This is a genomic window from Sphingobium sufflavum (assembly GCF_021403115.1).
Lineage (GTDB): Bacteria > Pseudomonadota > Alphaproteobacteria > Sphingomonadales > Sphingomonadaceae > Sphingobium > Sphingobium sufflavum.
Map to the genome: position 1 here is coordinate 576,474 of NZ_JAJSSH010000001.1, position 24,779 is coordinate 601,252.

Annotated in this window: 27 protein-coding genes and 1 pseudogene; 16 read left to right on the plus strand and 12 right to left on the minus strand. The window is 66.5% G+C overall.

Annotated elements, in window-relative coordinates:
• Nucleotides 1-19: 19 nt before the first annotated feature.
• The gene (locus tag LWE61_RS02855) at nt 20-574 is read right to left on the minus strand and encodes a hypothetical protein (RefSeq protein WP_234148488.1); all 555 of its coding nucleotides are present in this window, start codon (nt 572-574) and stop codon (nt 20-22) included.
• Complete coding sequence (locus tag LWE61_RS02860) at nt 571-1,836, minus strand: glutamate-5-semialdehyde dehydrogenase (RefSeq protein WP_234148489.1); 1,266 nt, start codon at nt 1,834-1,836, stop codon at nt 571-573. Before LWE61_RS02860 ends, LWE61_RS02855 begins: the two co-directional genes overlap by 4 nt.
• Before the next feature lie 191 nt (nt 1,837-2,027).
• On the opposite strand from LWE61_RS02860, the gene LWE61_RS02865 reads away from it, so the two are divergent.
• Nucleotides 2,028-2,522: a DoxX family protein gene (locus tag LWE61_RS02865; RefSeq protein WP_326490594.1), complete on the plus strand. Its 495-nt coding sequence runs from the start codon at nt 2,028-2,030 to the stop codon at nt 2,520-2,522.
• A gap of 164 nt (nt 2,523-2,686) precedes the next feature.
• On the opposite strand, the gene LWE61_RS02870 is transcribed toward LWE61_RS02865, so the two are convergent.
• Nucleotides 2,687-3,844, minus strand: coding sequence for a DUF418 domain-containing protein (locus LWE61_RS02870; protein WP_234148490.1), 1,158 nt, complete (start codon nt 3,842-3,844; stop codon nt 2,687-2,689).
• A 161-nt stretch (nt 3,845-4,005) separates the two neighbouring features.
• The gene (locus LWE61_RS02875; protein WP_234148491.1) at nt 4,006-4,800 is read right to left on the minus strand and encodes a response regulator; all 795 of its coding nucleotides are present in this window, start codon (nt 4,798-4,800) and stop codon (nt 4,006-4,008) included.
• Between the two features lie 270 nt (nt 4,801-5,070).
• Between LWE61_RS02875 and LWE61_RS02880 the strand changes: the two genes are divergently transcribed.
• Together LWE61_RS02880 and LWE61_RS02885 are read left to right on the plus strand one after the other, a co-directional pair.
• Nucleotides 5,071-5,394, plus strand: a complete 324-nt coding sequence (locus LWE61_RS02880; RefSeq protein WP_234148492.1) for a NepR family anti-sigma factor — start codon at nt 5,071-5,073, stop codon at nt 5,392-5,394.
• An 8-nt stretch (nt 5,395-5,402) separates the two neighbouring features.
• Nucleotides 5,403-7,001 (plus strand): sensor histidine kinase, encoded by a 1,599-nt coding sequence (locus LWE61_RS02885; protein WP_234148493.1) that lies wholly within the window; start codon nt 5,403-5,405, stop codon nt 6,999-7,001.
• A gap of 46 nt (nt 7,002-7,047) precedes the next feature.
• On the opposite strand, the gene LWE61_RS02890 is transcribed toward LWE61_RS02885, so the two are convergent.
• Both LWE61_RS02890 and LWE61_RS02895 read right to left on the minus strand, forming a co-directional pair.
• The gene (locus tag LWE61_RS02890; protein ID WP_234148494.1) at nt 7,048-7,542 is read right to left on the minus strand and encodes a DUF2721 domain-containing protein; all 495 of its coding nucleotides are present in this window, start codon (nt 7,540-7,542) and stop codon (nt 7,048-7,050) included.
• An 82-nt stretch (nt 7,543-7,624) separates the two neighbouring features.
• Nucleotides 7,625-8,845, minus strand: a complete 1,221-nt coding sequence (locus LWE61_RS02895; RefSeq protein ID WP_234148495.1) for an LL-diaminopimelate aminotransferase — start codon at nt 8,843-8,845, stop codon at nt 7,625-7,627.
• Nucleotides 8,846-9,064: 219 nt separating this feature from the next.
• Between LWE61_RS02895 and LWE61_RS02900 the strand changes: the two genes are divergently transcribed.
• The 5 genes from LWE61_RS02900 to queE all read left to right on the plus strand — a co-directional run bounded on the left by LWE61_RS02900 (nt 9,065) and on the right by queE (nt 14,324).
• A complete protein-coding gene (locus LWE61_RS02900) occupies nt 9,065-10,798 on the plus strand; it encodes a PHA/PHB synthase family protein (protein ID WP_234148496.1) in 1,734 nt (577 codons plus the stop codon).
• Nucleotides 10,799-11,083: 285 nt separating this feature from the next.
• Nucleotides 11,084-11,887: a phasin family protein gene (gene phaP / locus LWE61_RS20725; RefSeq protein ID WP_234148497.1), complete on the plus strand. Its 804-nt coding sequence runs from the start codon at nt 11,084-11,086 to the stop codon at nt 11,885-11,887.
• A gap of 354 nt (nt 11,888-12,241) precedes the next feature.
• Nucleotides 12,242-12,571 (plus strand): ATP-dependent Clp protease adapter ClpS, encoded by a 330-nt coding sequence (gene clpS, locus LWE61_RS02910; protein WP_234148597.1) that lies wholly within the window; start codon nt 12,242-12,244, stop codon nt 12,569-12,571.
• A 329-nt stretch (nt 12,572-12,900) separates the two neighbouring features.
• Nucleotides 12,901-13,665: a 7-cyano-7-deazaguanine synthase QueC gene (queC, locus tag LWE61_RS02915; RefSeq protein WP_234148498.1), complete on the plus strand. Its 765-nt coding sequence runs from the start codon at nt 12,901-12,903 to the stop codon at nt 13,663-13,665.
• Nucleotides 13,666-13,682: 17 nt separating this feature from the next.
• Nucleotides 13,683-14,324, plus strand: a complete 642-nt coding sequence (gene queE, locus LWE61_RS02920) for a 7-carboxy-7-deazaguanine synthase (protein ID WP_234148499.1) — start codon at nt 13,683-13,685, stop codon at nt 14,322-14,324.
• A gap of 33 nt (nt 14,325-14,357) precedes the next feature.
• Here queE and LWE61_RS02925 read toward each other — a convergent pair whose 3' ends face one another.
• The 3 genes from LWE61_RS02925 to lipB form a co-directional block, all read right to left on the minus strand.
• Entirely contained in the window at nt 14,358-15,038 is a 681-nt protein-coding gene (locus tag LWE61_RS02925; protein ID WP_234148500.1) for a hypothetical protein, read from the minus strand.
• A 78-nt stretch (nt 15,039-15,116) separates the two neighbouring features.
• Nucleotides 15,117-15,443 carry a hypothetical protein gene (locus LWE61_RS02930; protein ID WP_234148501.1) on the minus strand — a complete coding sequence of 109 codons (327 nt, stop codon included), beginning with the start codon at nt 15,441-15,443 and terminating at the stop codon, nt 15,117-15,119.
• A gap of 87 nt (nt 15,444-15,530) precedes the next feature.
• Nucleotides 15,531-16,262, minus strand: coding sequence for a lipoyl(octanoyl) transferase LipB (gene lipB / locus LWE61_RS02935; protein ID WP_407696178.1), 732 nt, complete (start codon nt 16,260-16,262; stop codon nt 15,531-15,533).
• A 170-nt stretch (nt 16,263-16,432) separates the two neighbouring features.
• On the opposite strand from lipB, the gene LWE61_RS02940 reads away from it, so the two are divergent.
• Nucleotides 16,433-17,152, plus strand: a complete 720-nt coding sequence (locus LWE61_RS02940; protein ID WP_234148502.1) for a hypothetical protein — start codon at nt 16,433-16,435, stop codon at nt 17,150-17,152.
• A gap of 39 nt (nt 17,153-17,191) precedes the next feature.
• On the opposite strand, the gene hemF is transcribed toward LWE61_RS02940, so the two are convergent.
• On the minus strand, nt 17,192-18,034 hold the full coding sequence (gene hemF / locus LWE61_RS02945; protein WP_234148503.1) for an oxygen-dependent coproporphyrinogen oxidase: 843 nt from the start codon (nt 18,032-18,034) through the stop codon (nt 17,192-17,194).
• Complete coding sequence (locus LWE61_RS02950; RefSeq protein WP_234148504.1) at nt 18,031-18,507, minus strand: tRNA (cytidine(34)-2'-O)-methyltransferase; 477 nt, start codon at nt 18,505-18,507, stop codon at nt 18,031-18,033. Before LWE61_RS02950 ends, hemF begins: the two co-directional genes overlap by 4 nt.
• Before the next feature lie 236 nt (nt 18,508-18,743).
• Here LWE61_RS02950 and petA point away from each other — a divergent pair, with 236 nt between their 5' ends.
• The 3 genes from petA to LWE61_RS02965 are packed head-to-tail and all read left to right on the plus strand — an operon-like array spanning nt 18,744 to nt 21,458.
• Entirely contained in the window at nt 18,744-19,313 is a 570-nt protein-coding gene (petA, locus tag LWE61_RS02955; protein ID WP_234148505.1) for a ubiquinol-cytochrome c reductase iron-sulfur subunit, read from the plus strand.
• A gap of 10 nt (nt 19,314-19,323) precedes the next feature.
• Nucleotides 19,324-20,598, plus strand: coding sequence for a cytochrome b (locus LWE61_RS02960; protein ID WP_234148506.1), 1,275 nt, complete (start codon nt 19,324-19,326; stop codon nt 20,596-20,598).
• Between the two features lie 14 nt (nt 20,599-20,612).
• Complete coding sequence (locus tag LWE61_RS02965; protein WP_234148507.1) at nt 20,613-21,458, plus strand: cytochrome c1; 846 nt, start codon at nt 20,613-20,615, stop codon at nt 21,456-21,458.
• 268 nt (nt 21,459-21,726) lie between these two features.
• Here the strand turns inward: LWE61_RS02965 and LWE61_RS02970 are convergent.
• Nucleotides 21,727-22,083, minus strand: a pseudogene (locus LWE61_RS02970) (response regulator); the annotation flags it as partial.
• A gap of 61 nt (nt 22,084-22,144) precedes the next feature.
• Here LWE61_RS02970 and LWE61_RS02975 point away from each other — a divergent pair.
• The 4 genes from LWE61_RS02975 to LWE61_RS02990 all read left to right on the plus strand — a co-directional run bounded on the left by LWE61_RS02975 (nt 22,145) and on the right by LWE61_RS02990 (nt 24,754).
• Nucleotides 22,145-22,417, plus strand: a complete 273-nt coding sequence (locus LWE61_RS02975; protein WP_234148508.1) for a DUF3572 domain-containing protein — start codon at nt 22,145-22,147, stop codon at nt 22,415-22,417.
• Entirely contained in the window at nt 22,417-23,031 is a 615-nt protein-coding gene (locus LWE61_RS02980; RefSeq protein WP_234148509.1) for an HAD family hydrolase, read from the plus strand. The genes LWE61_RS02975 and LWE61_RS02980 overlap by 1 nt, the downstream gene beginning before the upstream one ends.
• Before the next feature lie 82 nt (nt 23,032-23,113).
• The gene (locus LWE61_RS02985; protein WP_234148510.1) at nt 23,114-23,581 is read left to right on the plus strand and encodes a RidA family protein; all 468 of its coding nucleotides are present in this window, start codon (nt 23,114-23,116) and stop codon (nt 23,579-23,581) included.
• A 441-nt stretch (nt 23,582-24,022) separates the two neighbouring features.
• A complete protein-coding gene (locus tag LWE61_RS02990) occupies nt 24,023-24,754 on the plus strand; it encodes a glycerophosphodiester phosphodiesterase family protein (RefSeq protein WP_234148511.1) in 732 nt (243 codons plus the stop codon).
• The last annotated feature ends 25 nt before the right edge of the window (nt 24,755-24,779 follow it).

Genomic DNA, 24,779 nt, shown 5'->3' on the forward strand with positions numbered 1-24,779 from the left:
CGGGACGCCCTGTCCTCATCTATCCCCTACAATCCTCGACCACCCGCACCGGTTCCGCCCAGCTTGGCGCGATGACCGGCGGCCGGTCGCGCAGCATCAGGGCGAAGCGTCCGCGCGTGAAGGCGATCTGGTCGAGGCCGGGGTCGCTGGCGCTGCGCACCGCCTCCACGCCCGGCGTCGCCCCGCCCACGGCGCGGGCGGGCCATTCCGCCGTGCCGAAGCTGGTGCGGACGGTCATCATGCTGCTGATGTCGGCGGCAGGGGCCGAACGCCCGATCGCCACCACCCGCGTCGTCAGGTCGCAGCGGACCCAGGCGTGGACCGTCCCCCCGGACGCAAAGCGCGCCAGCGTGGAGGAGCCGGACCGGGCATAGGTCCAGTTGCCCGGCGTCAGCGGCCAGTCCTGCCAGTCCGTGCTCGCCGGGGTCGGCAGCGGCGCCGGGGGTGCGGGCGGGGGAGTCGGCGTCGGGCGATGGCCTCCCGGTTCCGGCACCACGGTCGCGCAACCGGCCAGCAACAAGGGGGCGAGGGCAATAGCGGCCGTCGCCCGGAAACCCGCAGGCGCCACCGTCATGGGCGCGTCTGACCTGTGCCGCGCACCAGCCATTTATAGGTGGTCAGCCCCTCCAGCGCGACCGGCCCGCGCGCATGCAAGCGTCCCGTCGAAATGCCGATCTCCGCGCCCAGCCCGAACTCGCCGCCATCGGCGAACTGGCTCGATGCGTTCCACATCACGATGGCGCTGTCGCACCGGCGCAGGAAGGTTTCGGCCACCGCCGCATCCTCGGCGATGATCGCGTCGGTATGGTGGCTGCCATGGGCCGCGATATGGTCCAGCGCCGCGTCCACCCCGTCCACGAAGCGGGCGGACAGGATCGCCTCCAGATATTCCGTGTCCCAGTCATCCTCCTCCACCGCTTCGACGCGGGGGTCGAGCGCGCGCACGTCCGCATCGCCGCGCACTTCGCAACGGGCGTCGAGCAGGGCGGAGATGACCTCACCCGCCGCCGGGAAGGCGCGGTCGATCAGCAACGTCTCCATCGCGCCGCAGATGCCGGTCCGGCGCATCTTGGCGTTGACCGCCACGGTCCGCGCCATCTCCGGGTCGGCGGAGGCGTGAATATAGCTGTGGTTGATGCCGTCGAGATGGGCGAGCACGGGCACCCGCGCCTCCTCCTGCACCCGCGCGACCAGGCTCTTGCCCCCGCGCGGCACGATGATGTCGATCAGCCCCGCCGCGCGCAGCATCGCGCCGACCGCCGCCCGGTCCGCCGTGGGCACCAGCTGCACCGCATCCACCGGCAGGCCGGTCGAGGCGATGCCCTCCGCCATGGCGGCGTGGATGGCGCGGTTGCTCTCCAGTGCCTCCGACCCGCCGCGCAGGATCACGGCGTTGCCCGACCGCAGGCACAGCGCGGCCGCGTCGGCGGTCACATTGGGGCGGCTTTCGTAGATGATGCCGACGACGCCCAGCGGCACGCGCACCCGTTGCAGGACAAGACCATTGGGCCGCACCGTCTCGTCCACCAGTTGCCCCACGCTATCGGGCAGCGCCGCGACTTGGTCCACCGCATCGGCGATGGCCGCGATACGCCCCTCGTCCAGCCGCAGCCGGTCGAGCATGGCGCTGGTCAGGCCGTTGGCCGCACCCCGCTCCATATCGGCGGCGTTGGCGCGCAGGATCGCGTCTGTCGCCTCGCGCAGGGCGGCGGCGGCGGCGCGCAGAGCGGTCGCCTTGGCCGCATCGCTGGCGTCGGCCAATATCGCGGTCGCCTTGCGCGCGCGGGCGGCCATCGTGCCGATCAGCATTTCGGGCGTCTGGGTAAGGTCGTTCATGGGCAAGCCTTCTTCCTGCGAGCGGCGCTCTTATCACGGGTTCGCCGCGCGGGCGATAGGGTGCGGAGCCTGTGGAATCGACAGCCAGCCCGATCGGTGCGCCGACCATTTGCGACCAGCCGCGCCCACTATCCTTTGCCTTCCCGGCACCGGAGTAGAAGATGGGGCCGGGACAAGGCGAGGACAAGATAATGGACAGGGCGATGGACAGGGACGGCCACACGCAGAGGAGCGGGGAAGGGCAAAGTCCGTCGATCCGCAGGAAGGGCGCGCGCACTCTGGTCCGCTGGTTACTGGCGCTGGCCTATGGCTTTGCGGGGTACAAGCATCTGGAGGCCCCGGCGGGCTTCATCGCCATCACGCCCGGCTGGGTGCCCGATGCGGCGTTGGTGGTGCGGGTGACGGGCTGGTGCGAGATTGCGGGCGCCATCGGCCTGTTGCTCCCGACCGTGCGGCTCCGGCCCGTCCGGGTCGCCGCGGCCCTTGGTCTGGCGCTTTATGCGCTGTGTGTCTGGCCCGCCAACATCCATCATGCCGTCGATAATATCGCTATCGGCGGGGTGCGTCTGGGCTGGTGGTATCATGGGCCGCGTCTGGCCCTGCAACCGCTCATCATCTGGGCGCCGCTCTGGGCGGTGGGACTGGTGGACTGGCCGTTTCGCCGCGCTGGTACGGGTAAGAGATGATCTGTGGGGCGTTATGGCCGGGCGTCATCGAACTGGGGTGAAGTCCGCCACCGCCACCGCATTATCCGCCTCTCTCGCTCGAGTCACTACCCGTTCGAGCCACTGCCCGCGACGGCGAAACCGTGGCACCACGCCACCCGCTCCCGGCCGATGGCGCGCACCCTTCATCCCCGCCGCTGCATGGTTCGCCACAGTCGCTCCGCCGGTCCCTGCCCGAACTTCGCCAGCCACAGCGGCGACCATAGCAGCATGGCGATCAGCAGCCCCGCCGACAGGGCGAGCAGGCCCAGCCGTCCGATATGGGCGTAGAGGCCCGCGCCATAGCCATAGGCGATGCCGGTCATCACAAGGCTGCACAGCAGATAGTTGGACAGGGCCAGCCGCCCGACCGCCGCGACGCGGGCGAGGGGCGCGCTGACCGCCGCCTGAGCCGCCACGACCAGCAGGGCGGCATGGCCGATGGTCAGCGGGATGCGAAACGGAAAGGCGGCGGCATAGCCGATCATGTCGATGGTGCGCGGATCGTCGGTCGCCATGGCCCACAGGCCCAGCGCCAGCATGGGCGGGATGCCGACCAGATAGGCGCGGCGCGCTGTCTGGCGATACTGTTCCACCGTCCATTGGCCAAAGAAAAATCCGCCCTTGGCCATCGCCATGCCCAGCATCATGAAGCCCAGGGTTTCCGGCAGGGCATGGAGCGACAGCAGGCTGGCCGCCTGCGGAAAATCCTTGATCCGCTCCAGTGCGATCGCGCCATAGCCGTCGCGATGGAGGGCGATGTCCAGCACCATCTCGCGCTGCAACAGCCCATGATAGTCCGCCGGGGAGGACGCCCAATAGGCGGTGACGGTGAAGAAGAGGACGATGAGAAGCTGGGCGGCGAAGAAGAGGAAGGCCGCCTTCACCAGCTCCATCGGCTCATGGCCGACAAAGCGCAGCGCGATCAGCCCGCCGACCGCCAGCAGCATCAATATGTCGCCGGACCAGACCAGCGCATAATGGGCGATGCCGATGGGTAGCAGCCAGAGCAGCCGCTGGCGCTGCGCGGCCACGCCGTCGCGCCCGTCCATCTCCGCCCGGTCGATCACCAGCAGGGTCGACGCGCCGAACAGCATGGCGAGCAGCGCGCGCGCCTTGCCATCGACCAGGATGAACCCGGCCAGCCAGACGAGGGCATCGGCCACGCCGCCATTGCCCGCCGTGGGCAGGATGTTGAGCGAGCGGGGCAGGGCGATGGCCGCGACATTCATCAGCACGACGCCGATGATGGCCGCGCCGCGCGCGACGTCCAGGGGGGCTATGCGATCTTCGGCCTCGGTCATGAACAGGGTTCATAGCCGCATCGGGGTGGAGGTCCAGCCCCGGATTCCATCATGGCCGGATCGTCCGGGACGGTCCGGCCATGATGGCGATGGGTGCTGGCGGTCGATGATGGGACCATGGCGGCCGGGATCGCGGGAATCGCGACCGCCGGTCCGGGCGATCAGGCGGGGGCCGTCTCGCTGTTGAAGAACAGCGCCTGCGAAATGGCGGCCTTCACCGTCGCGCGCTGGAACGGCTTGGTAATCAGGAAGGTCGGCTCCGGGCGCTCGCCGGTCAGCAGCCGTTCGGGGAAGGCGGTGATGAAGATCACCGGCACCGGGAACTCCGCCAATATGTCACGCACCGCGTCGATGCCGCTGCTGTCGTCGGCCAGTTGGATGTCGGCCAGCACCAGTCCGGGGCGGACGGCCATCGCCTCGCGCACCGCCTCGTCACGGGTGACGGCAATGCCGGTCACGTCATGGCCCAGATCGCGCACGATGGTTTCGATATCCATCGCGATGATCGGCTCGTCCTCGATGATGAGGACGCGGGTGCGGGTCTGCGCCTCGATCTCGGCCATGGCCTGGTCGACCAGCGCCTCGACCCGTTCCTCATCCTCGTTGATGAGATAGGCGACCTCATTATTGGCGAAGCCCTCCATCGCGCTGAGCAGCAGGGCCTGCCGCGATTGCGAGGGGATGGCGGCCAGCCGGGCGTTGGCGATGGATTCCTGGTCCGATTCGCCGCCATGATCGTCGGTCAGCGCCTTGCCCGCGCTGTCCCAGATGGCGTGGAAGGTCCGGTACAGGCCCAGCCGGGGACCGACGTCTGCGGGAAATTCCTGCGGGGCCGCGATGATCGCTTCCAGCGTGGCGCGCACATAGGCGTCGCCGTCGGTCTGGTTGCCGGTCAGGGCGCGCGCATAACGGCGAAGGAACGGCAAATGGGGTTGCAACTGTTGACCAAGCGACATTCTGATACTTTCTCCCGCCGGGCGTGGCGAGGCTGGAATTTTCGCCGGGATACCCCCCCAACGGACCACACCCACCGCCCGATTGACCAAGCCTTCCGACGAAGAAGCGCCGGTTCGACAAATGATGGAACCAACACAGGGCATAATGGTTTCATTGCGGGCGCGATAACAATGTTTTTATGCTTTAAGCGGCTGGTACGGATGATTAAGGCAGGCATTGCATCATGAGGGCCAAGTGATCCACAAGAGAGATATGTCGGGGGCAATGCTTTGAATCGCAAGGTCGCAACCAGTGATGGATCCCCGGTCGATGCCCTGCGTCGAGAGGCAGGCGACGCGCAGGGGGATGCGACAGGAGGGGAGGTGCGTGTGCGAACCGATCCGGCCGAAACATCCCTGGAAGGCAAGCCGGTGCGGGCGCGCAAATCGTCTGCTCAGGCGACAACCTCCTCTCGCAAGCCATCCGCCGTCAGGTCGCCCAAGGCTCCACGCGCGCCGGGCGATGTCGGCCAGTTATTACGGGGCGCCTATCGCCAGACAGTCGACGAAGCGATCCCCGATGACCTCATGGATCTTCTTAACAAGTTGGAATGACAGATGAAATGAGCGTGAAGCGGCGTTTCACGCGCGCCCGCATAGCCGCCCAACTGGCATCGACCGGCCGCCTTGGCGCAGGCCATTCCACCACCGGCTTCAAGTTATTCGTGGCTCTGATGCTGGCATTGCTGCCGCTGGGTGTGGTGGCGGTCATCGGCACCGTGCAGACGATCCGCACCGTGGAGATGGAGCGGGTGGCCGGGTTGAACCTGGCCGCCGCGGAAGGGGCCAGCCGCCTGCTGGGTGAGATCAACGCTGACCGTTCGACCATGCGGCTGGTCGCCAACGATCTCGCCGCCCATCCGCGCAGCACCGCCATCTGTCAGCGGGCCAGCAACCAGTTGCGCGGCCATGACCGCGATTTCGGTTTCGCGATGTTCGATGGTGATGGGCGACCCCTGTGCCATTTCGGGACAGTCCCCCGCGTGTATGACGCGGGCGGTGCGACCCTGTTCGACCAGCAGGCGACGATCGTCGAAGGGGCGCGCCACCTGCTCGTCCGGGTCAACAGCATGAACGGCGCCATTCGTGGCCTCATCAGCTATGGCCCGCAGGAACTGGGGGAGCGTACGGGCCTGCGCGACCATGATCCCGGCTTTGTCAGCCTGACACTCCATCGCGGTCATTTGCGCCTGCCGCTGACCACCGATGGCGCCCGGCCCGACCCGGCGGATGTGGACCGGGCGGTCGCCCCGCTCAATCTGGGCGGGTTGCAACTGGCGATGACCACGCAGCGGCCCCCGGTGGACCTGCTGCGGTTTGCCGCGACCATATTGCCCATCGTCATGTGGTTCGCGGCGGCGGCGGTCGGCTGGTGGGTGGTGAACCGCTATCTCATCCGCCCGCTCATCGGCCTCAACCGCTATGTCGCCGCCTATCAGCCCGGCACGATGCTCGGCCCCTTGCCCGACGACGCCACGCTGGCGCAGGAGATCCGGACGCTGGGCGAGACGTTCCGCGAAATCTCCGAAGATGTGGTGGAGCATGAGGGGCAACTGGCCGACGCGCTGGTGCATCAGCGCGCCCTGACGCGCGAAGTGCATCATCGCGTCAAGAACAACCTCCAGATCATCGCCAGCCTCATCAATCTGCACAGCCGCGCCAGTCCCGATCCGGCGGCGGCGGAAGCCTATGCCTCCATCCAGCGGCGCGTCGATGCGCTGTCGGTGGTGCATCGCAACCATTATGCATCGGCGGAATACAGCGCCGGCATCGACGCGCAGGCGCTCATCAGCGAACTGGCCAGCGGGCTGCGGGGCAGCGCGCCGGGCAGGCAACTGGCGATCAAAGTCGCCGCCGACCACCTCCATCTCAGCCAGGACACGGCGGTTCCCACCGCGTTCCTCATTACGGAGCTGGTCGAACTGGCGATCCTCAGTGGCCGGTCCAGCCCCGTTCTGGTGGCGTTGCGCCGGGACAGCGAGGAGCCGGACAAGGGCGAATTGTCCATCGCGTCGGACTCGCTCCGGCCCGATCCCGATGTGGAGCAATTGCTGGAGGAGCGGTTCGGGCGCGTGCTCACCGGCCTGTCGCGGCAATTGCGCGCCCCGCTGGAATATGTGCCGGGGGAGGGGCGTTATTCGATCAGGCTGGCCGTGCGTTGATCCGTCCCGGCTGATATTCGGCCTGATCCGGCCGGTCGCGTCGGGGTCAGGCCCGGCCGTCCTCCGTCCCATCCTCCGCGCGGTGGAACAGCAGTTCGTCGTTGATGCGGATGATGCGGGCGGATAGCCTGATCTCCACGATGAAGCTGGCGAAGGCCGCCGCCTGGCACAGCATGGACGCGATGAAGAACAGCGCGATGACCGTGCCCAGCGGCCGCCCGATCACCTCCGCCGCGAACAGCAGCACGACGACCAGACAGACGAGGCCCGCGCTGATGACGCTCAGCAGGATCGCGACATCGACGATGCCCATGCGCCGGTCGAGGACGCGCAGTTCCTCGACCAGCCGGTCATGCTCCCGTCCCTTTTCCGACAGGATCAGGGGCGAGATGACCCGCGCCCGGTCGACGATCCGCGCCAGACGCCCGGTGCAGACATTCAGGAACGCGCCGACGCCGGTGAGCAGAAACACCGGCGCCAGCGCGAGCTGGATGATATGCGCGACATCCGTGACGGGCGGGATCGGCAGGCCGCTGGTCATGGGCGACCGCCCGTCATGTCAAAGCGTCGGTCATCGCGCGCGCGATCCCGAAGCCTGACACGGACTATGGCTTTGACGAGGCTCAGGCCGCGCCCTTGCTGGCATTGGCGGGCGGCGCATTGACGCCCATGCTCTGGAGATATTTGCGGATGCTGCGCGCGGCCTGCCGCAGTCGCTGCTCATTCTCCACCATGGCGATGCGCACGAAACCCTCGCCATCCTCGCCATAGCCGACGCCGGGTGCGACCGCGACCTTCGCCTGCGTCAGCAATTGCTTGGAGAATTCGAGGCTGCCCATCTCCTTGAGCGCGGGCGGCAACGGCGCCCAGCAGAACATGGACGCGCGCGCCGGGGGAATGTCCCAGCCCGCCCGGCCAAAGCTCTCGACCAGCACGTCGCGGCGCTTGTGGTAGAGTTCGCGGTTACGCTCGACAATGTCCTGCGGACCGTTGAGCGCCGCGCAGGCCGCCGCCTGAATCGGCGTGAACGCGCCATAGTCGAGATAGCTCTTCACCCGCGTCATCGCCGCGATCAGCTTGGGATTGCCGACCGCAAAGCCCATGCGCCAGCCCGCCATCGAATAGGTCTTCGACAGCGACGTGAACTCGATCGCCACATCCTTCGCGCCCGGCACCTGAAGGATGGAGGGGGTCGGGTTGCCGTCATAATAAAGCTCGGAATAGGCGAGGTCGGACAGGATCCAGACCTTGTTCTCCTTCGCCCACGCCACCAGCCGCTCGTAGAAGGGCAGCTCGACCGTCTCCGCCGTCGGGTTGGACGGATAGTTGACGACCAGGATCGACGGCCGCGGCACGGTGAACGCCATCGCCTTGTCCAGCGCGCGGAAATAATCCTCGTTCGGGGTCGTCGGCACGGATCGGATGGTCGCCCCCGCGATGATGAAGCCGAATGTGTGGATCGGGTAACTGGGGTTGGGCGCCAGCACCACGTCACCCGGCGCGGTGATCGCGGTGGCGAGGCTGGCCAGCCCCTCCTTCGACCCCATGGTCACGACGACTTCCGTCTCCGGGTCCACGTCCACGCCGAACCGGCGCGCATAATAATTGGCCTGTGCGCGGCGCAGGCCGGGAATGCCCTTGGACTGGCTATAGCCATGGGCGTCCGGCTTCTGCGCGACCTCGACCAGTTTCGCGATGACATGGTCGGGCGGCGGCAGGTCGGGATTGCCCATGCCCAGGTCGATGATGTCCTCACCCGCCGCTCGCGCCGCCGCCCGCATCGCATTCACTTCGGCGATGACATAGGGGGGGAGACGCTTCATGCGGTAGAATTCTTCGGACATTGACCTCTTGCTTTCGATTGGGGAAGCCGCGTGGCTCCCGTGGCGCACAGCGCCGTTTCATAATCCGCCCGCCGTTTTCTGCGGCCTGATAAAGGCGTTGCGCGGCTGACGGTGCCTATGGCTATATACCGGCAGGCCGAGCCGTTCCAGTGAAAGAGCAGCCTGACAGGGAGACGAATCATCGCACAGGATGGAAAAGCGGATCCGGCCGGGGCCACGGTGCTGGACGGGGTGACGCCGTCGCTGGGCCAGTTGCAGCACTGGACCCGGATCGTCGGCCTCGCGCAGCAGACGATATTGGAGCGCGCCGCCGCCATGACCGGGGGGCATGGCGCGCCGCCGCTCAACGGCACGCTGGAGAAAATCGCGGAGATCCAGACGGAGAGCACGCAAAAGGGGCTGGCCCTCTGGCAGAATCTGCTGGCCGACCTCGCGCAGGGCCGGCCCGTCAATAGCCCCGCCGCCGGCGATGCCGCGCCCGCATCCCCCGACCGGCGGTTCCGCGATCCGGCATGGTCGGACCATCCCGTCTATTCCGTGCTGCGCCAGTCCTACCTGCTCCTGTCCGAATCGTTGCTGCGGTCGGTCGACAGCATCGAGGGCCTCGATTGGCAGCAGCGCGAACGGGCGCGTTTCGCGATGCAGGGCCTGATCGACGCGACCAGCCCGGCCAATTTCCCCTTCACCAATCCGCAGGTCGTGCAGCGCACGATCGAGACGAACGGCAACAACCTGCTCGTCGGGCTGGAGCGGATGATGGCGGATCTGGGCCGCGGCCAGCTCCAGCAGACCGACCTCAACGCCTTCACGGTGGGGGAGAATATCGCGGTCACGCCGGGCAAGGTCATCCATGAGACGCCGCTCTACCAGTTGATCCAGTACAGCCCGACGACGAAGACCGTGCAGGAAACGCCGGTCATCATCTTCCCGCCGTGGATCAACCGTTTCTACATCCTCGACCTCTCGCCGGAGAAGAGCTTCGTGCGCTGGGCGGTGGATCAGGGGCTGACCGTCTTCATGGTCTCCTGGAAATCCGCCGATGCCGCGATGGCGGATACGGTGTGGGACGATTATGTCGGCGCGCAGGTCGACGCCATCGACACGGTGCGCGGCCTGCTGGACGTCGAATCGGTCCATGCCATCGGCTATTGCGTGGCGGGCACCACGCTGGCCGCGACGCTCGCCTGGCTGGACGCGCATGGGCGGCAGGACATCGTCAAGAGCGCGACCTTCTTCACCGCGCAGGTCGATTTCGCCGATTCGGGCGACCTCCGGCTCTTCGTGGACAGCCAGCAGATCCAGATGATCGACCGGCTGGTGACGGACGGATTCCTCGACGGGCGCTATCTGGCCGCCACCTTCAACCTGCTGCGCGGCAACGACCTGATCTGGTCCTATGTCGTGAACAATTATCTGCTGGCGGACGATTATTCGCCCTTCGACCTGCTGTTCTGGAACGGCGACACGACGAACCTGCCCGCGCGCTGGCTGCGTTCCTATCTGGAGGATCTGTACCGCGACAACCGGCTGGTGCAGGCGGGCAGCCTGTCGGTCGGCGGCACGCCCATCGACCTGCGCCGGGTCACGGTGCCCGCCTATATCCAGGCGGGGGTGGAGGATCATATCGCGCCCGCCCGCTCGGTGTGGAAGCTGCGCGGCCATCTGTCCGGCCCGTCCCGTTTCGTGCTGGCGGGGTCCGGCCATATCGCGGGGGTGGTCAACCCGCCGGTGAAGCAGAAATATCAATATTGGACCCATGACGAGCCGGTCGGCACCTTCGACGAATTCCGCGCCCGCGCGACGGAGACGAAGGGGAGCTGGTGGCCCGACTGGGCGGCATGGATCGCCGGGCTGGACCCGGTTCAGGTGCCCTCCGCCAAGGCGCGCAAGCCCGGCAAGGGGCGCCTGCCCGCGCTGGAGGATGCGCCGGGCCGTTATGTGCTGATGCGTTAGAATAGGACTGCATTTAGCCCTGAACAGTTGAAAAGTTTTCGTAAACTACTGATTTCCTGTAATCTATAGGCCATATTTCTCTATGTTGCGGTGCAAAAAATTGGTTGATTTTTTTGAGAAGTCGACTTATTGTGCACCGCAGCAAACGGGAAGAGGTCTGTTATGGCTACACCACCCAAAACCCCATCGTTTCGGGCTGTCCCGAAAAAAGGGACGTCTGCCGTGGTTCCGGCAAGCAAAGGCCGCGCGAAGCCCGCGACTCCGGTCCGGGAACCTGCGCCCTTCGTGATCGAATCGGGTGGCCTCTCGGCCTTCGTCGATCATAACGATGCCGCTTTTCCGACGGCGGTGGGCGGAACTCCGCCCGCGCTGAAAGTTTCGGCCCCGGAGGTTTCGCCTAAGGCCGCGTCGGTGCCGAACGTGCCCGTGGTGACGCCAGAACCGGAACCGGTCGCACAGGAACAGCCCGTTCCCGCGCAACCTGTGCTGGAAGCCCCGGCCGAACTTGCCCCTGCTGATATTGTAGCGCCGACACCGCCGCAGCCGGTCGTCGTCGAATCCCTCGTCGCTGCGAAGGAAACGGCTGCCGACTGGCAAGTGCCGCATGCTCTGGAAGGACATCATATCATGAATGAAGCCATCGAAACCGGCAAGAAGTTCGCAGAAGACGCCAAGGTTCGTCTCCAGTCGATTGTCGGCGATTTCAACGAGAAGGCGAAGGTCGCCGTCGAGAAGTCCTCCAAGACCGTCGAGGAACTGACTGACCTCACCAAGGGCAATGTCGAGGCTCTGGTCGAATCGTCCAAGATCGCCGCCAAGGGCGTCGAGGCTCTGGGCCAGAACGCCGCCGAATATGGCCGCGCGTCCTTCGAGAAGACCAGCGCCACCTTCAAGAGCTTTGCCTCGGTGAAGTCGCCGGTCGAATTCTTCCAGCTTCAGAGCGAACTCGTCACCTCGGCCTTCGACACGCTGGCCGCCGAAACCGCCAAGACCAGCGAAGCGCTGCTCAAGCTGGCCGGCGAAATCGCCCAGCCGATCAGCAACCGCGCCGCCATCGTGTCGGACAAGCTGAAGTCGCTCGCGGCCTGATGCTGCACGGGGGTGGGGTCGGCGCAGACTGCCGATCCGCCGCCGACGATAGCGATTGAAGCACAGCTACGAAACGCAGGGGGGTGGGGCCATGGTCCCGCTCCCCTGTCTGTTGTCCGCTCCGGCCCGTCCCGGTTCGCCCCGGCCCGTGCCGTTCAGTGCACCGATCAGCCTCCCGATCCGCCTCATCTGCCGCGTGTGTTTTGCCCGCTTTCCCGCGCCGCTGGCTGTGCCGAACGGGGGTAAAGTGGGCGGCTTCTTGGCGGTGCCGCGCATCGCCCCCTTGCCTTGCCGTCCGCGCATGCCATATTCTGGGCCATCATGATCTCCATTTCCAGCACCAGCATCACGTCTATGGCGGGCAAGAGCGATGAGGACGGTCCCGGCGGGCCGGGCCTCGGCGTCGCGACGCGCGCGCGCACCCGGACCAAGAAGCCGACACCCTACAAGGTGTTGATGCTGAACGACGATTATACGCCGATGGAATTCGTCGTGCATGTCCTTCAGCGGTTTTTCCGCATGGACATGGAGGAGGCGACGCGGGTGATGCTGCATGTGCATCAGCGCGGCGTCGGCATCTGCGGCGTGTTCAGCTATGAAGTGGCGGAGACGAAGGTCAATCAGGTGATGGATTTCGCCCGCCAGAACCAGCATCCGCTGCAACTGACGCTGGAGCATGCCTGATCCACGGACGCCCGGTCCTGCGGCCCCACGGCACAGGCTCCGCCCCGTTCGCCAGCGGCGCCTGCCAGGAGCGTTCTGTGGCCAGGACCGTTCTGTGGCCAAGACCGTTCTGTGGCCAGGACCGTTCTGTGGATAGCCCGGACGCTGTTTCCGCCGCACACCCGGCCAGCCCGCCGTCAGACAGGCTGTAACCCGACCGCCCCTTCGGCTATCCTGCCATCGCCAGCGGGAGGAGCCGATCCTGTCTCCGGCGCATGATCGACCATGGAGGGCGCACCCCGCCGCGATCATGGTTCCGCCGCCCGCACGATCCAGATGAGCCAGCCGCCATGTCCAACGCGATTTCCACCCAGCCTTCCGAACACGCCGCTCCCGGCCAGCCATCCATCGCCGTCATCCTGATCTCCGGCGGTCTCGATTCGATGGTCGCGGCGGCCCTCGCGCGGGAGGCGGGGCATGAGCTGGTCGCGCTGACCATCGACTATAACCAGCGACACCGGGTCGAGCTGGAGCGCGCCCGCGCCATCGCGGCGATGCTGGGGGTAAAGCGGCATGTCGTCCTGCCCCTCGATCTCAGCGCCTTTGGCGGATCGGCGCTGACCGCCACCGACATCGACGTGCCCAAGGATGGCGTGCAGCCCGACGGCATCCCCGTCACCTATGTCCCCGCGCGCAACGCCATCTTCCTCGCCCTGACGCTGGGCCTGGCGGAGACGAGCGGCGCGCATGACATCTATATCGGCGTCAACGCGCTCGATTATTCGGGCTATCCCGACTGCCGCCCGGAATTCATCGCCGCGTTCGAGGCGATGGCGACCCTTGCCACGCGCGAAGGGGTGGAGGGCCGGCCCTTCCGCATCCGCACCCCGCTGCAACATATGAGCAAGGCGGACATCGCGCGGGAGGCGGCGCGGCTCGGCCTCGACGCGGGGATGAGCTGGTCCTGCTACGATCCCGCCCCGGCGGGCTATATGTCGCCCGTGCTGCTTCATTGCGGCGAATGCGACAGTTGCCGCCTGCGCGCGCGCGGCTTTGTCGAGGCGGGGCTGCCCGACCCGACCGGCTATGCCGTCACCCCCGACACGTCGCGCTGACGATGGGACGCTGACCGATGGGCTATGCCGTCAAGGAGATGTTCCTGACCCTTCAGGGCGAGGGCGTGAACAGCGGACGCCGGGCGGTGTTCGTGCGCTTTGCGGGCTGCAACCTGTGGTCTGGGCGGGAACAGGACCGGGCGAGCGCCGTCTGCCAGTTTTGCGACACGGATTTCGTCGGCACCGATGGCGACGGCGGTGGCCGCTTCGCCGACGGACCGGCGCTGACCGACGCGGTGGAGCGGCTGTGGGGCGCGGGGCGGGGCGACCGTTTCGTCGTGCTGACCGGGGGTGAGCCGATGCTCCAGATCGACACCGCCCTGCTGGCCGCGCTGCATGACGCGGGCTTCACCGTCGCGATGGAGAGCAATGGCACCATCGCCGCGCATCCCGCCATCGACTGGGTGTGCATCAGCCCGAAGGCGGGGAGCCAGGTCGTCCAGACGCGCGGCGATGAACTCAAGCTGGTGTGGCCGCAGGCGGGGATCGACCCCGGCGACCTCGAAGGCTGGGACTTCGCCCACCGTCTCGTCCAGCCGATGGACCTGGGATCGGACGAGCCGAATCGCGGCGCGATGGCGGCGGCGATGGACCTTGTCATGGCCCGCCCGGTCTGGCGGCTGTCGCTCCAGACGCACAAGCTGCTCGGCCTGCGATAGCGCAGGAGCGGCCCCGCAAGGCCGCCCCTCACCTTACTGGCCGCGCGTCTTTTCCCATGTCGCGGCGCATTTGGCGACCAGCACGCCCTTCTTCCAGCATTTCTTGTCCAGTGGCGGCACGCTGGCGACAAAGCCATAGCCGGGGTTGCCATAGACCCGCTCCACCTGCGCGACGAGCGAGTTCCGCAATTCGCCCAGCCGGTTCTGCGCGACGATATAGAGCGACCCGCGCGGCGCGAAGATCGCTTCGCGTCCGATCTTGCCCGCCACCTGGCAGAAGCTCGTCTGCGCCTGCACGGTGGAGTAGGAGGAATAGGTGCGCGTACCATATTGGTCGAACTGCTTCTGGCCGGGGCCTGCGCCATGGGTGCGCTTGAAATAGTCGCCCAGCACCTTGAACGCATTGCCCAGTTCCGCATCATGATGGGCCAGCATGGCGTTGTAGTTGCTGACGGTCAGCAGCGTCGGTTCGAAATCGCACTGGAGCGCCGCGACGTTCAGGGACGCGCGCAGATGCCACAGCAGCCCGGCGCGCAGTTCCGCCGGGGTGGCGCCGGGCAGGTTGATCCCGCTGGTCGGTTCCGCGCCGGTCACGGGCGGGGTGGACAGGTCGGCGGGTTGCCAGAACAGTTGCGCGCCCGCCGGCTGGGCGACGGCCAGCACGGCGCCCGCGATCAGGGCGGACAGCGGGCGAAAGGCGGTGGGCAGGGTCATGGGCAATCTCTCTTCCGCGAAAAAGGGGGGCGTTGTGCGCCGGCGGCACGGGCGGCCACAATGTGAAAAGGGGCGGTTCTATCGGGCGGCGCTGCTGTTGCTGCCCGCGTCCCCGGCGGTGGGCTTGCGGCTGGGCGTGGTGGCATCCGCACTGTTACCCACGGGCGCGCTTTCCGTTCCCTGAACGGGCGCTGAGCCGCCATTGGGCAGCCCGGCGTTGGACAGCGGCGTGCCGTCGCTGGTGGCATTGTCCAGGTCGGCCATGGAATCATTGGCGGTGCCGTCCACCACCTCCATGTCGCGCATGGTCACATTGCCGCCACCGGCGGGTCTGGAATCGCCGCATCCGGTCAGGCCGGGCAGGATCGTGGCAAGCAGCAGGGGCGTCAGGAGGATGCGCGTCATGACGCGGGGTGTAGAGCGCCCGCGCTCCCGCCTCAAGAGCCGATGCGGTCGGCGGGGAATCGGGGCGTCCGGTTCAGGCGCCCCGGTTCAGGCCGATCCGTTCAGGCCGGGCGCTTCAGCCCCGTCACTTCCGGACGAACAGCGACTGATCCCGTCCAGAAAGGCGTGCCGGTGCCGGGCCAGCGCCGCATCCAGTTCCGCCATGCGCGCCCCATTGCCCAGGCTGGCCAGGCTGGCGACGCCATAATCGCTGATCCCGCACGGCACGATGCCGGTGAAATGCGACAGGTCGGGATCGACGTTGATCGCCGCGCCGTGCAGCGTGACCCAGCGCCGCACCCGCACGCCGATCGCGCCGATCTTGGCCTCCCGCCCCTGTGCGTCGAGCGTCCAGATGCCGATCCGCCCCTCGGCGCGGAACGCCTCCACGTTCAGGTCGCCCAGCGCCGCGATCACCCATCCTTCCAGCCGATGGACGAAATTGCGGACGTCGCGTCCCCGCTGGCCCAGGTCGATGTTGCAATAGACGACCCGTTGCCCCGGCCCATGATAGGTATAGCGCCCGCCCCGTCCGGCGCGGTGGACGGGGAATCGGGCGTCCAGCATTTCGGCCGGGTCGGCGCTCGTCCCCGCCGTATAGAGGGGCGGATGCTCCAGCAGCCACAGCCGTTCGCCCGCTTCGCCTGCGGCGATGGCGGTGGATCGTTCCTCCATGTCGGTCAGGGCGGCGGGATAATCGACCGGCTGGCTATCGACGCGCCACTCCGGATCGGGCAGCGGATCGGACAGGGCCATAGCCTGGGTTGGGGCCTGGGCCATGGCCTGGGTTGGCGCCTGGGGGGCGTCGGACGGAAGATGCGTGCTCATATACCCTCGATGGTGGCACAACGCGCAATTGACAAGGGCGCTGCCACATGGCTTGCACGCGGGGACGGTCCGCGCGGGCCAGCACAGGAGCTTGATCTGGGGTGTCGGTAATGCGGTTGGACTTGACCCGGACATGGGCGGACGTGGTCGCCATGACGCGGGCGAACCTGGATGCCATCTCCGCGATTGCGGGCATGTTCATCCTGTTGCCGGGGCTGGTGTCCGGCTGGCTGCTGCCCGCACGGGCGCTGCCGGATGACAAGGCGACCGCCGCCGACGTGCTCAACGCCAACGCGGCCTATATCAGCGCCAACTGGCCGTTTCTGCTCGCCAGCGCCGTGATCGTGGCCTTCGGGTCGCTGGTGCTGCTGTGCCTGCTGCTCGACCGGCGGCGTCCCACCGTGGCCGATGCGATGCGGCTGGCCCTGCGGATACTGCCTTTCTACATGGTGGCCAGCGCGATCCAGACGTTGGTGGTCGCGGGCGGCCTGATGCTGTTCATCCTGCCGGGCGTCTATCTCGTCTCCCGTTTCATCTGCATCGCGCCGGTCGCGGTGGCGGAGGGCAACCGGCGGCCGCTGGCGATCATCGCGCGCAGTTTTCAGCTGACGCAGGGCAGGGGCTGGCGAATCATCCTGCTGATGGCGGTGGTGGTGCTGGTCGCGGTCGTCCTGTCGACGGTGCTGGGCACGATCTTCGCGATTATCGGCGCCTTGCTGCTGCCGCCGGACATCGCCCGTTTCGTCAACCTGCTGGTCGGGTCGCTGGTCGAGACGGGGCTGGCGGTGACGGTGACGCTGGTCAGCGCCGCCCTCTACCGCCAGATCGCCCCCGCCACCTGACCCTGCCGTCCTGAATCTGTCGCGTCAGGCCTGGATCGTTCAGGGCCAGATCGCGCGCGGCGGCAGGCTCATCAAGATGGCGTCGATATTGCCGCCGGTCTTCAGGCCGAACAAGGTGCCCCGGTCATGGACCAGGTTGAACTCGGCGTAGCGGCCGCGCCACTCCAGCATCTGCTGCTCCTCCGCATCGGAGAAAGGCCGCGTCATCCGCTTGCGCACGATGGGCGGGAAGGCGGCCAGAAACGCTTCGCCCACCGCGCGGGTGAAGGCGAAGTTCGCGTCGAAATCGCCCTCCAGATGGTCGTAGAAGATGCCGCCCACGCCGCGATGGACGCCGCGATGGGGGATGAAGAAATACTCGTCCGCCCATTTCTGGAAACGGGGATGATAGTCCGGGTCATGCGCGTCGCACGCCCCCTTGAACGCCGCGTGGAAGGCGTCCGTATCCTCCGCATAGGGCAGCGGCGGATTGAGGTCCGCCCCGCCGCCGAACCAGCGTTTCGTGGTGGTCAGGAAGCGCGTGTTCATATGCACGGCGGGCACATGCGGGTTGGCCATGTGCGCGACCAGGCTGATGCCCGTCGCGACAAAGGCGGGATTCTCCGCCGCGCCATGGATGGTCTTGGCGAAATCGCCGTTCAGGTCGCCGCCGACGGTGGAGACGTTGACGCCCACCTTTTCGAACACCTTGCCCTTCATCACGCCGCGCACGCCGCCGCCGCCGCGGGCTTCCGGGTCGTCCTCCCGGTTCCACGCGGTATAGCCGAAGGCGGCGTCGCTGCCCGCCTCCCGCTCGATAGCCTCGAATTCCGCGCAAATCCGGTCGCGCAGCGATTCGAACCACTGGCGCGCGGCCTGTTGCTGTGTGTCGAGCTGGATCATGCCGGAAAGCCTTTTGTCTGTCGGAGCGCCTCGCCCAGCGCGATGCCAGCGGCCATGCCCAGGTTCAAGGATCGAAATCCCGTCGCCATCGGAATCCGCACGCGCACCTCCGCGCGATCCTGCACGAAGCCAGGCAATCCGGCGCTTTCCTGGCCCAGCAGCAATATGTCGCCGGGCGCGAAGGTGACATCGTGCAGCATCGTGTCGCCGCCGCTGGTCAGCGCGATCAGCCGCGCGCCGCCGCCCAGTCTTTCCGCCTTGCTCAGTCTTTCCGCCTCGAACGCCGCAAAATCCGCATGGCGGCTGACGTCGGCCGCCGCGCCATAATCCATGGCGGCACGCTTCAACTGCTTGTCGGACAGGGCAAAGCCGCACGGCAAGATGATGTCCAGCGGGGTTTGCCAGCAGGCGGCAAGGCGCATGATGGCGCCAACATTTCCCGCAATGTCGGGCTGAAAGAGGGCAAGTCTCATGGGGGGCGCATAGTCCTATTCAAGCCTTTGTCATAGAGGGGGCAAATTGCTGTTGGCAAAAGGGGCGCAACGGCGCTATCAGGCCCGCGAACCGCGCCGGGGGACCAAGCGCGGGTGGATTTTGTCGCCTCCATTGTGCGCCGCTGCGCCGCCTGCTTCTGAGGCGGTGTGGGGGTCGGGGGAACCCGGCGGATCCATATAAAGAAGACTGATCGGGACGAGACAAGGGACGGTGCATGGCAACGGTCGAAACGAGTGAAACTGCGGTGTCCGCGGCGGAAGGCGAGGGCGTACGTCGCCGCGACTTCATCAATGTCGCGGCTGTCGCCTTTGCGGGCGTGGGCGCTGTCGCCGTCCTGCCGACCCTCATCAACCAGATGAACCCCAGCGCGGACGTGCTCGCGGCGGCGACGACGGAAGTCGATCTCTCCGCGATCAAGCCGGGACAGGCGATCAAGGCGGTCTTCCGCTCGCAGCCCCTGTTCGTGCGCCAGTTGACGCCCAAGGAGATTGCGGAGGCCGATGCGCGCCCCGTCGCCTCCCTGCGCGATCCGCAGTCGCTGGAGGAGCGGACGCAGCCTGGCAAGAAGCAGTGGCTGGTGACGATGGGTGTCTGCACCCACCTCGGCTGCGTGCCTCTGGGCGCGGGCGAGGGAGAGGTTCGTGGCGAGTTCGGCGGTTATTTCTGCCCGTGCCACGGTTCGTCCTATGATACGGCTGCCCGTATCATCAAAGGCCCGGCGCCCAAGAACCTGGAGGTGCCTGAGTATAAGTTCACCTCCGACACCGCCATTCTCGTAGGCTGAGGAAGAAAAGATGAGTTTTCCCTGGGCTGAGCAATATACGCCGGTAAACCCGCTGATGAAGTGGGTCGACGACCGTCTGCCGCTTCCGCGTTTCGTCTATAATGCCGTCGGTGCTGGCTATGCCGTGCCGCGCAACCTGAACTATTGGTGGAACTTCGGCGTCCTGTCGGGCTTCGCACTGGTTCTCCAGCTTGTGACCGGCATCATCCTCGCCATGCATTATGGCGCCAACGCCGGTGTCGCCTTCGACAGCGTCGAGCATATCATGCGCGACGTGAACGGTGGCTGGCTGCTGCGCTACGCGCACGCCAATGGCGCGAGCTTCTTCTTCATCGTGGTCTATATCCACATTTTCCGCGGCCTCTTCTTCGGTTCCTACAAGGCGCCGCGAGAGATGGTCTGGCTGCTGGGCCTCGTGATCTTCCTTCTCATGATGGCGACCGCCTTCATGGGCTATGTGCTTCCCTGGGGCCAGATGAGCTTCTGGGGCGCGAAGGTCATCACCGGCCTGTTCGGCGCGATCCCCGTGGTGGGCGAGCCGATCCAGACCTGGCTGCTCGGTGGCTTTGCCCCCGGCAACGCCGCGCTGAACCGCTTCTTCTCGCTGCACTATCTGCTGCCGTTCGTCATTGCGGCGGTGGTCATCCTGCACATCTGGGCGTTGCACATCCCCGGTTCGTCGAACCCGACGGGCGTGGACGTGAAGGGTCCGCAGGACACGGTGCCGTTCCACCCCTATTACACCGCCAAGGACGGCTTCGGCCTGGGCGTGTTCCTGATTATCTATGCGCTGGTGCTGTTCTTCGGCCCCAACATGCTGGGTCATCCGGATAACTATATCCCGGCGAATCCGATGTCGACGCCGGCGCACATCGTTCCCGAATGGTACTTCTGGCCGTTCTACGCGATCCTGCGCGCCTTCACCTTCGACTTCTTCTTCGTGCCTGCAAAGCTGCTCGGCGTCCTCGCGATGTTCGCGTCGATCCTGCTGCTGTTCGTCCTGCCCTGGCTGGACACGTCGCCGGTGCGTTCGGGTCGCTATCGTCCGCTGTTCCGCAAGTTCTTCTATCTGCTGCTCGTTGACGTGGCGATCCTCGGTTATTGCGGCGGTGCGCCGGCGGCCGAACCCTACGTCATGATCTCGCAGATTGCGGCGGCCTACTACTTCGCACATTTCCTCATCATCCTGCCGATCGTGTCGAAGATCGAGCGGCCGCTTCCGCTGCCGAACTCGATCACCGAGGCGGTGCTGGGTCACGAACCCGCTGCGGTCGCGGCTGAATAAGGGGGCATAGACCAATGGTTCGTCTTCTCGCCGCGCTGGTCGGCATCTTCTTCTCGGGCATGCTGCTCTATTCCTTCGGGTCTGGTGCCGTCGCCTATATCAGCGAGCCGCCGGTGCCGACCGTGGAGCATGAGTTCCACGAGCATCCCCGGCAGATCGCATGGAGCTTCGATGGTCCGCTGGGTCATTATGACAAGCAGCAGCTCCAGCGCGGTTTCCAGGTGTACAAGGAGGTCTGCTCCGCCTGTCACTCGCTCCGTCTCGTCGCCTTCCGCGACCTGAAGGATCTGGGCTATAACGAGGCCGAGGTGAAGGCGATCGCCAAGAACTGGGCGATCAAGGCACCCGACATCGACCCCAAGACGGGTGAGCCGTCGACCCGCGCCCCGGTGCCGGCCGATCACTTCCCGCTGCCGTTCGCCAACAATGTGGCGGCGCAGGCGGCGAACAACAATGCGATCCCGCCAGACCTCTCGCTCATGACCAAGTCGCGTCATGACGGCAGCAACTATGTGCACTCGCTGCTCACCGGTTTCGGTCCTCAGCCCAAGAAGCTGTTGGAAGAGTTCCCGGATGCGAAGACGCCGAACGGCCTGCACTACAACCGCTATTTCGCGAACCTCAACCTCGCGATGGCGCCGCCGCTGACCGCCGAAGGTCAGGTGACCTACGGTCCGGGCCAGCCCAAGCCGACGGTCGACCAGATGGCGCAGGACGTCTCCGCCTTCCTGACCTGGACGGCTGAGCCGAAGCTGGAAAACCGCAAGAGCGCCGGCATCGCGGTGGTCTTCTTCCTGCTGGTTGCGACGGTCCTGGCCTATCTGTCCTACCAGACGATCTGGGCCGACAAGAAGCACTGAGCCTCGCATCCAACATGTTGGATATGGAAAAGGGCGGACCCGGTGGGTCCGCCCTTTCTGCGTTGGACTATGGCGCCGCCAGGACAGCCGTTTATAAAACAGTGTTTCGGTTGGTTATCCTGTAACGGTGCTCTGGCAGCGCGGCGTGGAGGCCCCCAGTGTAGTCAGGTCTCCTGTGCGGTCAGGAGGCGCTGGCGGCCTGTCCTGCGGCATCGGCCTGCGCGGCGAGGTCGGTCGCCCCGGCCACCGCATTCTCGGCCAGCACAAACAGGTCGTTGACCACCGCGATGAACTTCACCACCGAAATCGGCTTGGACACATAGATGTTCGCCCCCGCCGCGCGGATGCGCTCCTCGTCCCCTGGCCCGGCATAGGCGGTGACGGCCATGATCGGCACGTCGACCAGCGTCGACTCCTGTCGGAACTGGTGGATCAGGTCGAACCCGGAGACATAGGGCAACTGGATGTCGGTGATGATCAGGTCCGGGCGATATTCGCGGGCCTTGGCAAACGCCTCCCGCCCGTCGCGCACGGCACATGTCTCATGACCGTGCGCCGCCAGCAGATCGCAGAAGAGCCGCAGGTTGAGCGCATTGTCCTCGACAACGAATATCCGTTTTGTCACCAGCACTCCATGATATGGACCATGCCATGAACCCAGCCCCATCGAACCGAGCCATCATGCCATGATAAAGCCACTCTATAGCAAGAGTGGCGATGGGCATACCATTGCCTTGCTTGTCATCGGCTGGATTGTTGCTGAACCGGGGCGTGTAGAGCGTTTTCTGACGCTGACCGGCATGGATTCCGATCAGCTGCGCGGTGGGCTGGGCGATGCAGCGGTGCTGGGCGCGGCCATCGACTTTCTGCTCAGCCATGAGCCGGACCTGCTCGCCTGCGCCGATGCGATCGGGGAAAGCCCGGCGGCCATCGTCGCGGCCCGTGCGGAGATCGGCTGATGGCACGCCCGCTCATCATCACCGATTGCGATGAAGTGCTGCTGCACATGCTGGTCCCGTTCCGTGGCTGGCTGGACGAGGTGCATGGTATCCACTTCAGCTTTGGCACGCCGTTTGAGGAGGCCTTTCGCCGCAAGGACAGTCGCGACCCGGTGGAGCGCAGCATCGTCTGGTCGCTGCTCGGTGCCTTCTTCGAAACCGAGATGCACCGCCAATATCCCATTAAGGGCGCCTTTGAGGCGATTGCGCGCCTGTCGACCGTCGCGGACATCGTGGTGCTCACCAATCTGGAGGATCATCGGCAACCGGCGCGCGCGGCGCAACTGGCGAGCCATGGCCTCCATGTGCCGGTCCATTGCAATCGCGGCGGCAAGGGGCCGGCCGCGGCGCGCATCATCGCCCATTATCGGCCGAGCGTGACCCTGTTCGTCGACGATATCGAGAATAATCATCGCAGCCTTGCCGAGCATGTGCCGCAGGTCTGGCGGCTGCATATGGTGGGGGAGGCGGAACTCGCGCCGCATATTCCCACGGCGCCCACTGCCCATACGCGCATCGATGATTGGGTGGAGGCGGAACGCTGGATAGTGGCGCGGATCGCGGACGCGGCCTGACGGGCGCGAACGGGACGCTGTGCAGGCGCGCGCCGGGTTCACACCCCTTGACCCGAACCGGCGGGCGTGCTGACAGATGGTCATGAGCATCGAACAGCATCTGAGCGACAGCGGCATCGTCCTGCCCGAACCGGCGGCCCCGGTGGCATCCTATGTGCCCGTGGTGATCCATGGCGGGCTGGCCCATGTCAGTGGGCAAATCCCCTTCAACGCGGATGGCGCGCTGATGCTGGGGTGCATGGGCCTCGATGGCGGGCCCGACGTCGCCTTTGGCCAGCGCGCGGCGGAGCGGTGCGGCCTGATGATCCTCGCGCAGCTCAAGGCTGCACTGGGTAGCCTCGACCGGGTCGAGCGGATCGTGAAGCTGGGCGTGTTCGTGGCCAGCGATAGCACGTTCATCCAACAGCCGCAGGTGGCCAATGGCGCGTCGGACCTGATGGTCCGCGTTTTTGGAGAGGCGGGCAAACATGCGCGCTCCGCCGTGGGCGTGCCCGTCCTGCCACTGGGCGTGGTGGTCGAAGTGGACGCAGTCGTCGCGATCCGGGACTGATCCCATGGACCGGCCGGGCCTGCTTCGCTTTGGCCGGGCGGGCCTGGGTACGGCGGGCCGGAGCGCAGATGGCTGGATGACGGTGCTGTCGGTTATGGCCCGTCGTTCGGGTATTGAGACCTTTACCCTTTGCGCGGGCTTGGTGGGCTTGAATCATGATCCCTTGGGCTGGGATGGCGCACCGGCGGGCGGCCTGAGCAAGAGTGCCCCAGTCCCAGTGATTCCGCGCCCTCGCCATGTAAGGCGATGGGAGTTGCACCGGCTTCTGCGGCAGGATGGGCCGTGCGGGGGCGGTTCGCACTGGCGTGGATTCGATGGGTCGGGCGTAAGCCGCCTGACATGATCGGGCGTGTTCGGGTGAGCGTGGGGAGTCCGGGCCGGTATCGGCCAAACCGCCACAGACTCACTTCACCCGCCCGCGCCCGCAATGGTTCCTGTCCTATGCCTCGCTGGCTTCTGGCGCAGCCCTACGCCCATCGGGGCTTGCATGGCGTCGGGCCGGACGGCGGCATCGTGCCGGAGAACAGTCTTGGCGCCTTTCGCCGGGCGGTCGCGGCGGGGTTTGGGATCGAATGTGACGTACGCCGCGCCGCGGACGATGTGCCGCACGTCTTTCATGACGCCAGTCTGGAGCGGCTGACCAGCGTGGCGGGCGTCTTCGACCGGCTGGACAGCGTGGGTGCGGCGGCGCTGCGCCTGCGGGACGGCACCGGGGTGCCCAGCCTGCGTGCGATGCTGGAATGCGTGGGCGGGCGCGTGCCGATACTGGTGGAGGTCAAGAGCGGGCGAACGCCCATCCATCGGCTCTGTCGGTCCATCGCCGCCGTGCTCGATGGCTATGACGGCCCGGTCGCGGTGATGAGTTTCGATCCGCGCGTATCGGGCTGGTTCGCCAGTCATCGCCGCGGCCTGCCGCGTGGCCTCGTCCTCAGCAGCCGTGGCCATCCCGCCTTTGCCGTCGAGCGCCGCCATGCACTGGCAATTGCGCGGGCGCGCCCCCATTTCCTCGCCTGTGACATTCGCGACCAGACCTTCCGCCCGACCCGCGCCGCCCGATGCGTCTTGCCTACCCTGTTTTGGACGGTCCGTTCCGGCAGTGACCGTTGCCGCGCGCGGGCGGGGCAGGGGCAGACCATCTTCGAACGGCGCGGGGGTGCGGAGGGTCATGGCTGAGGCAGGCGATGGACCATGGGAGTGG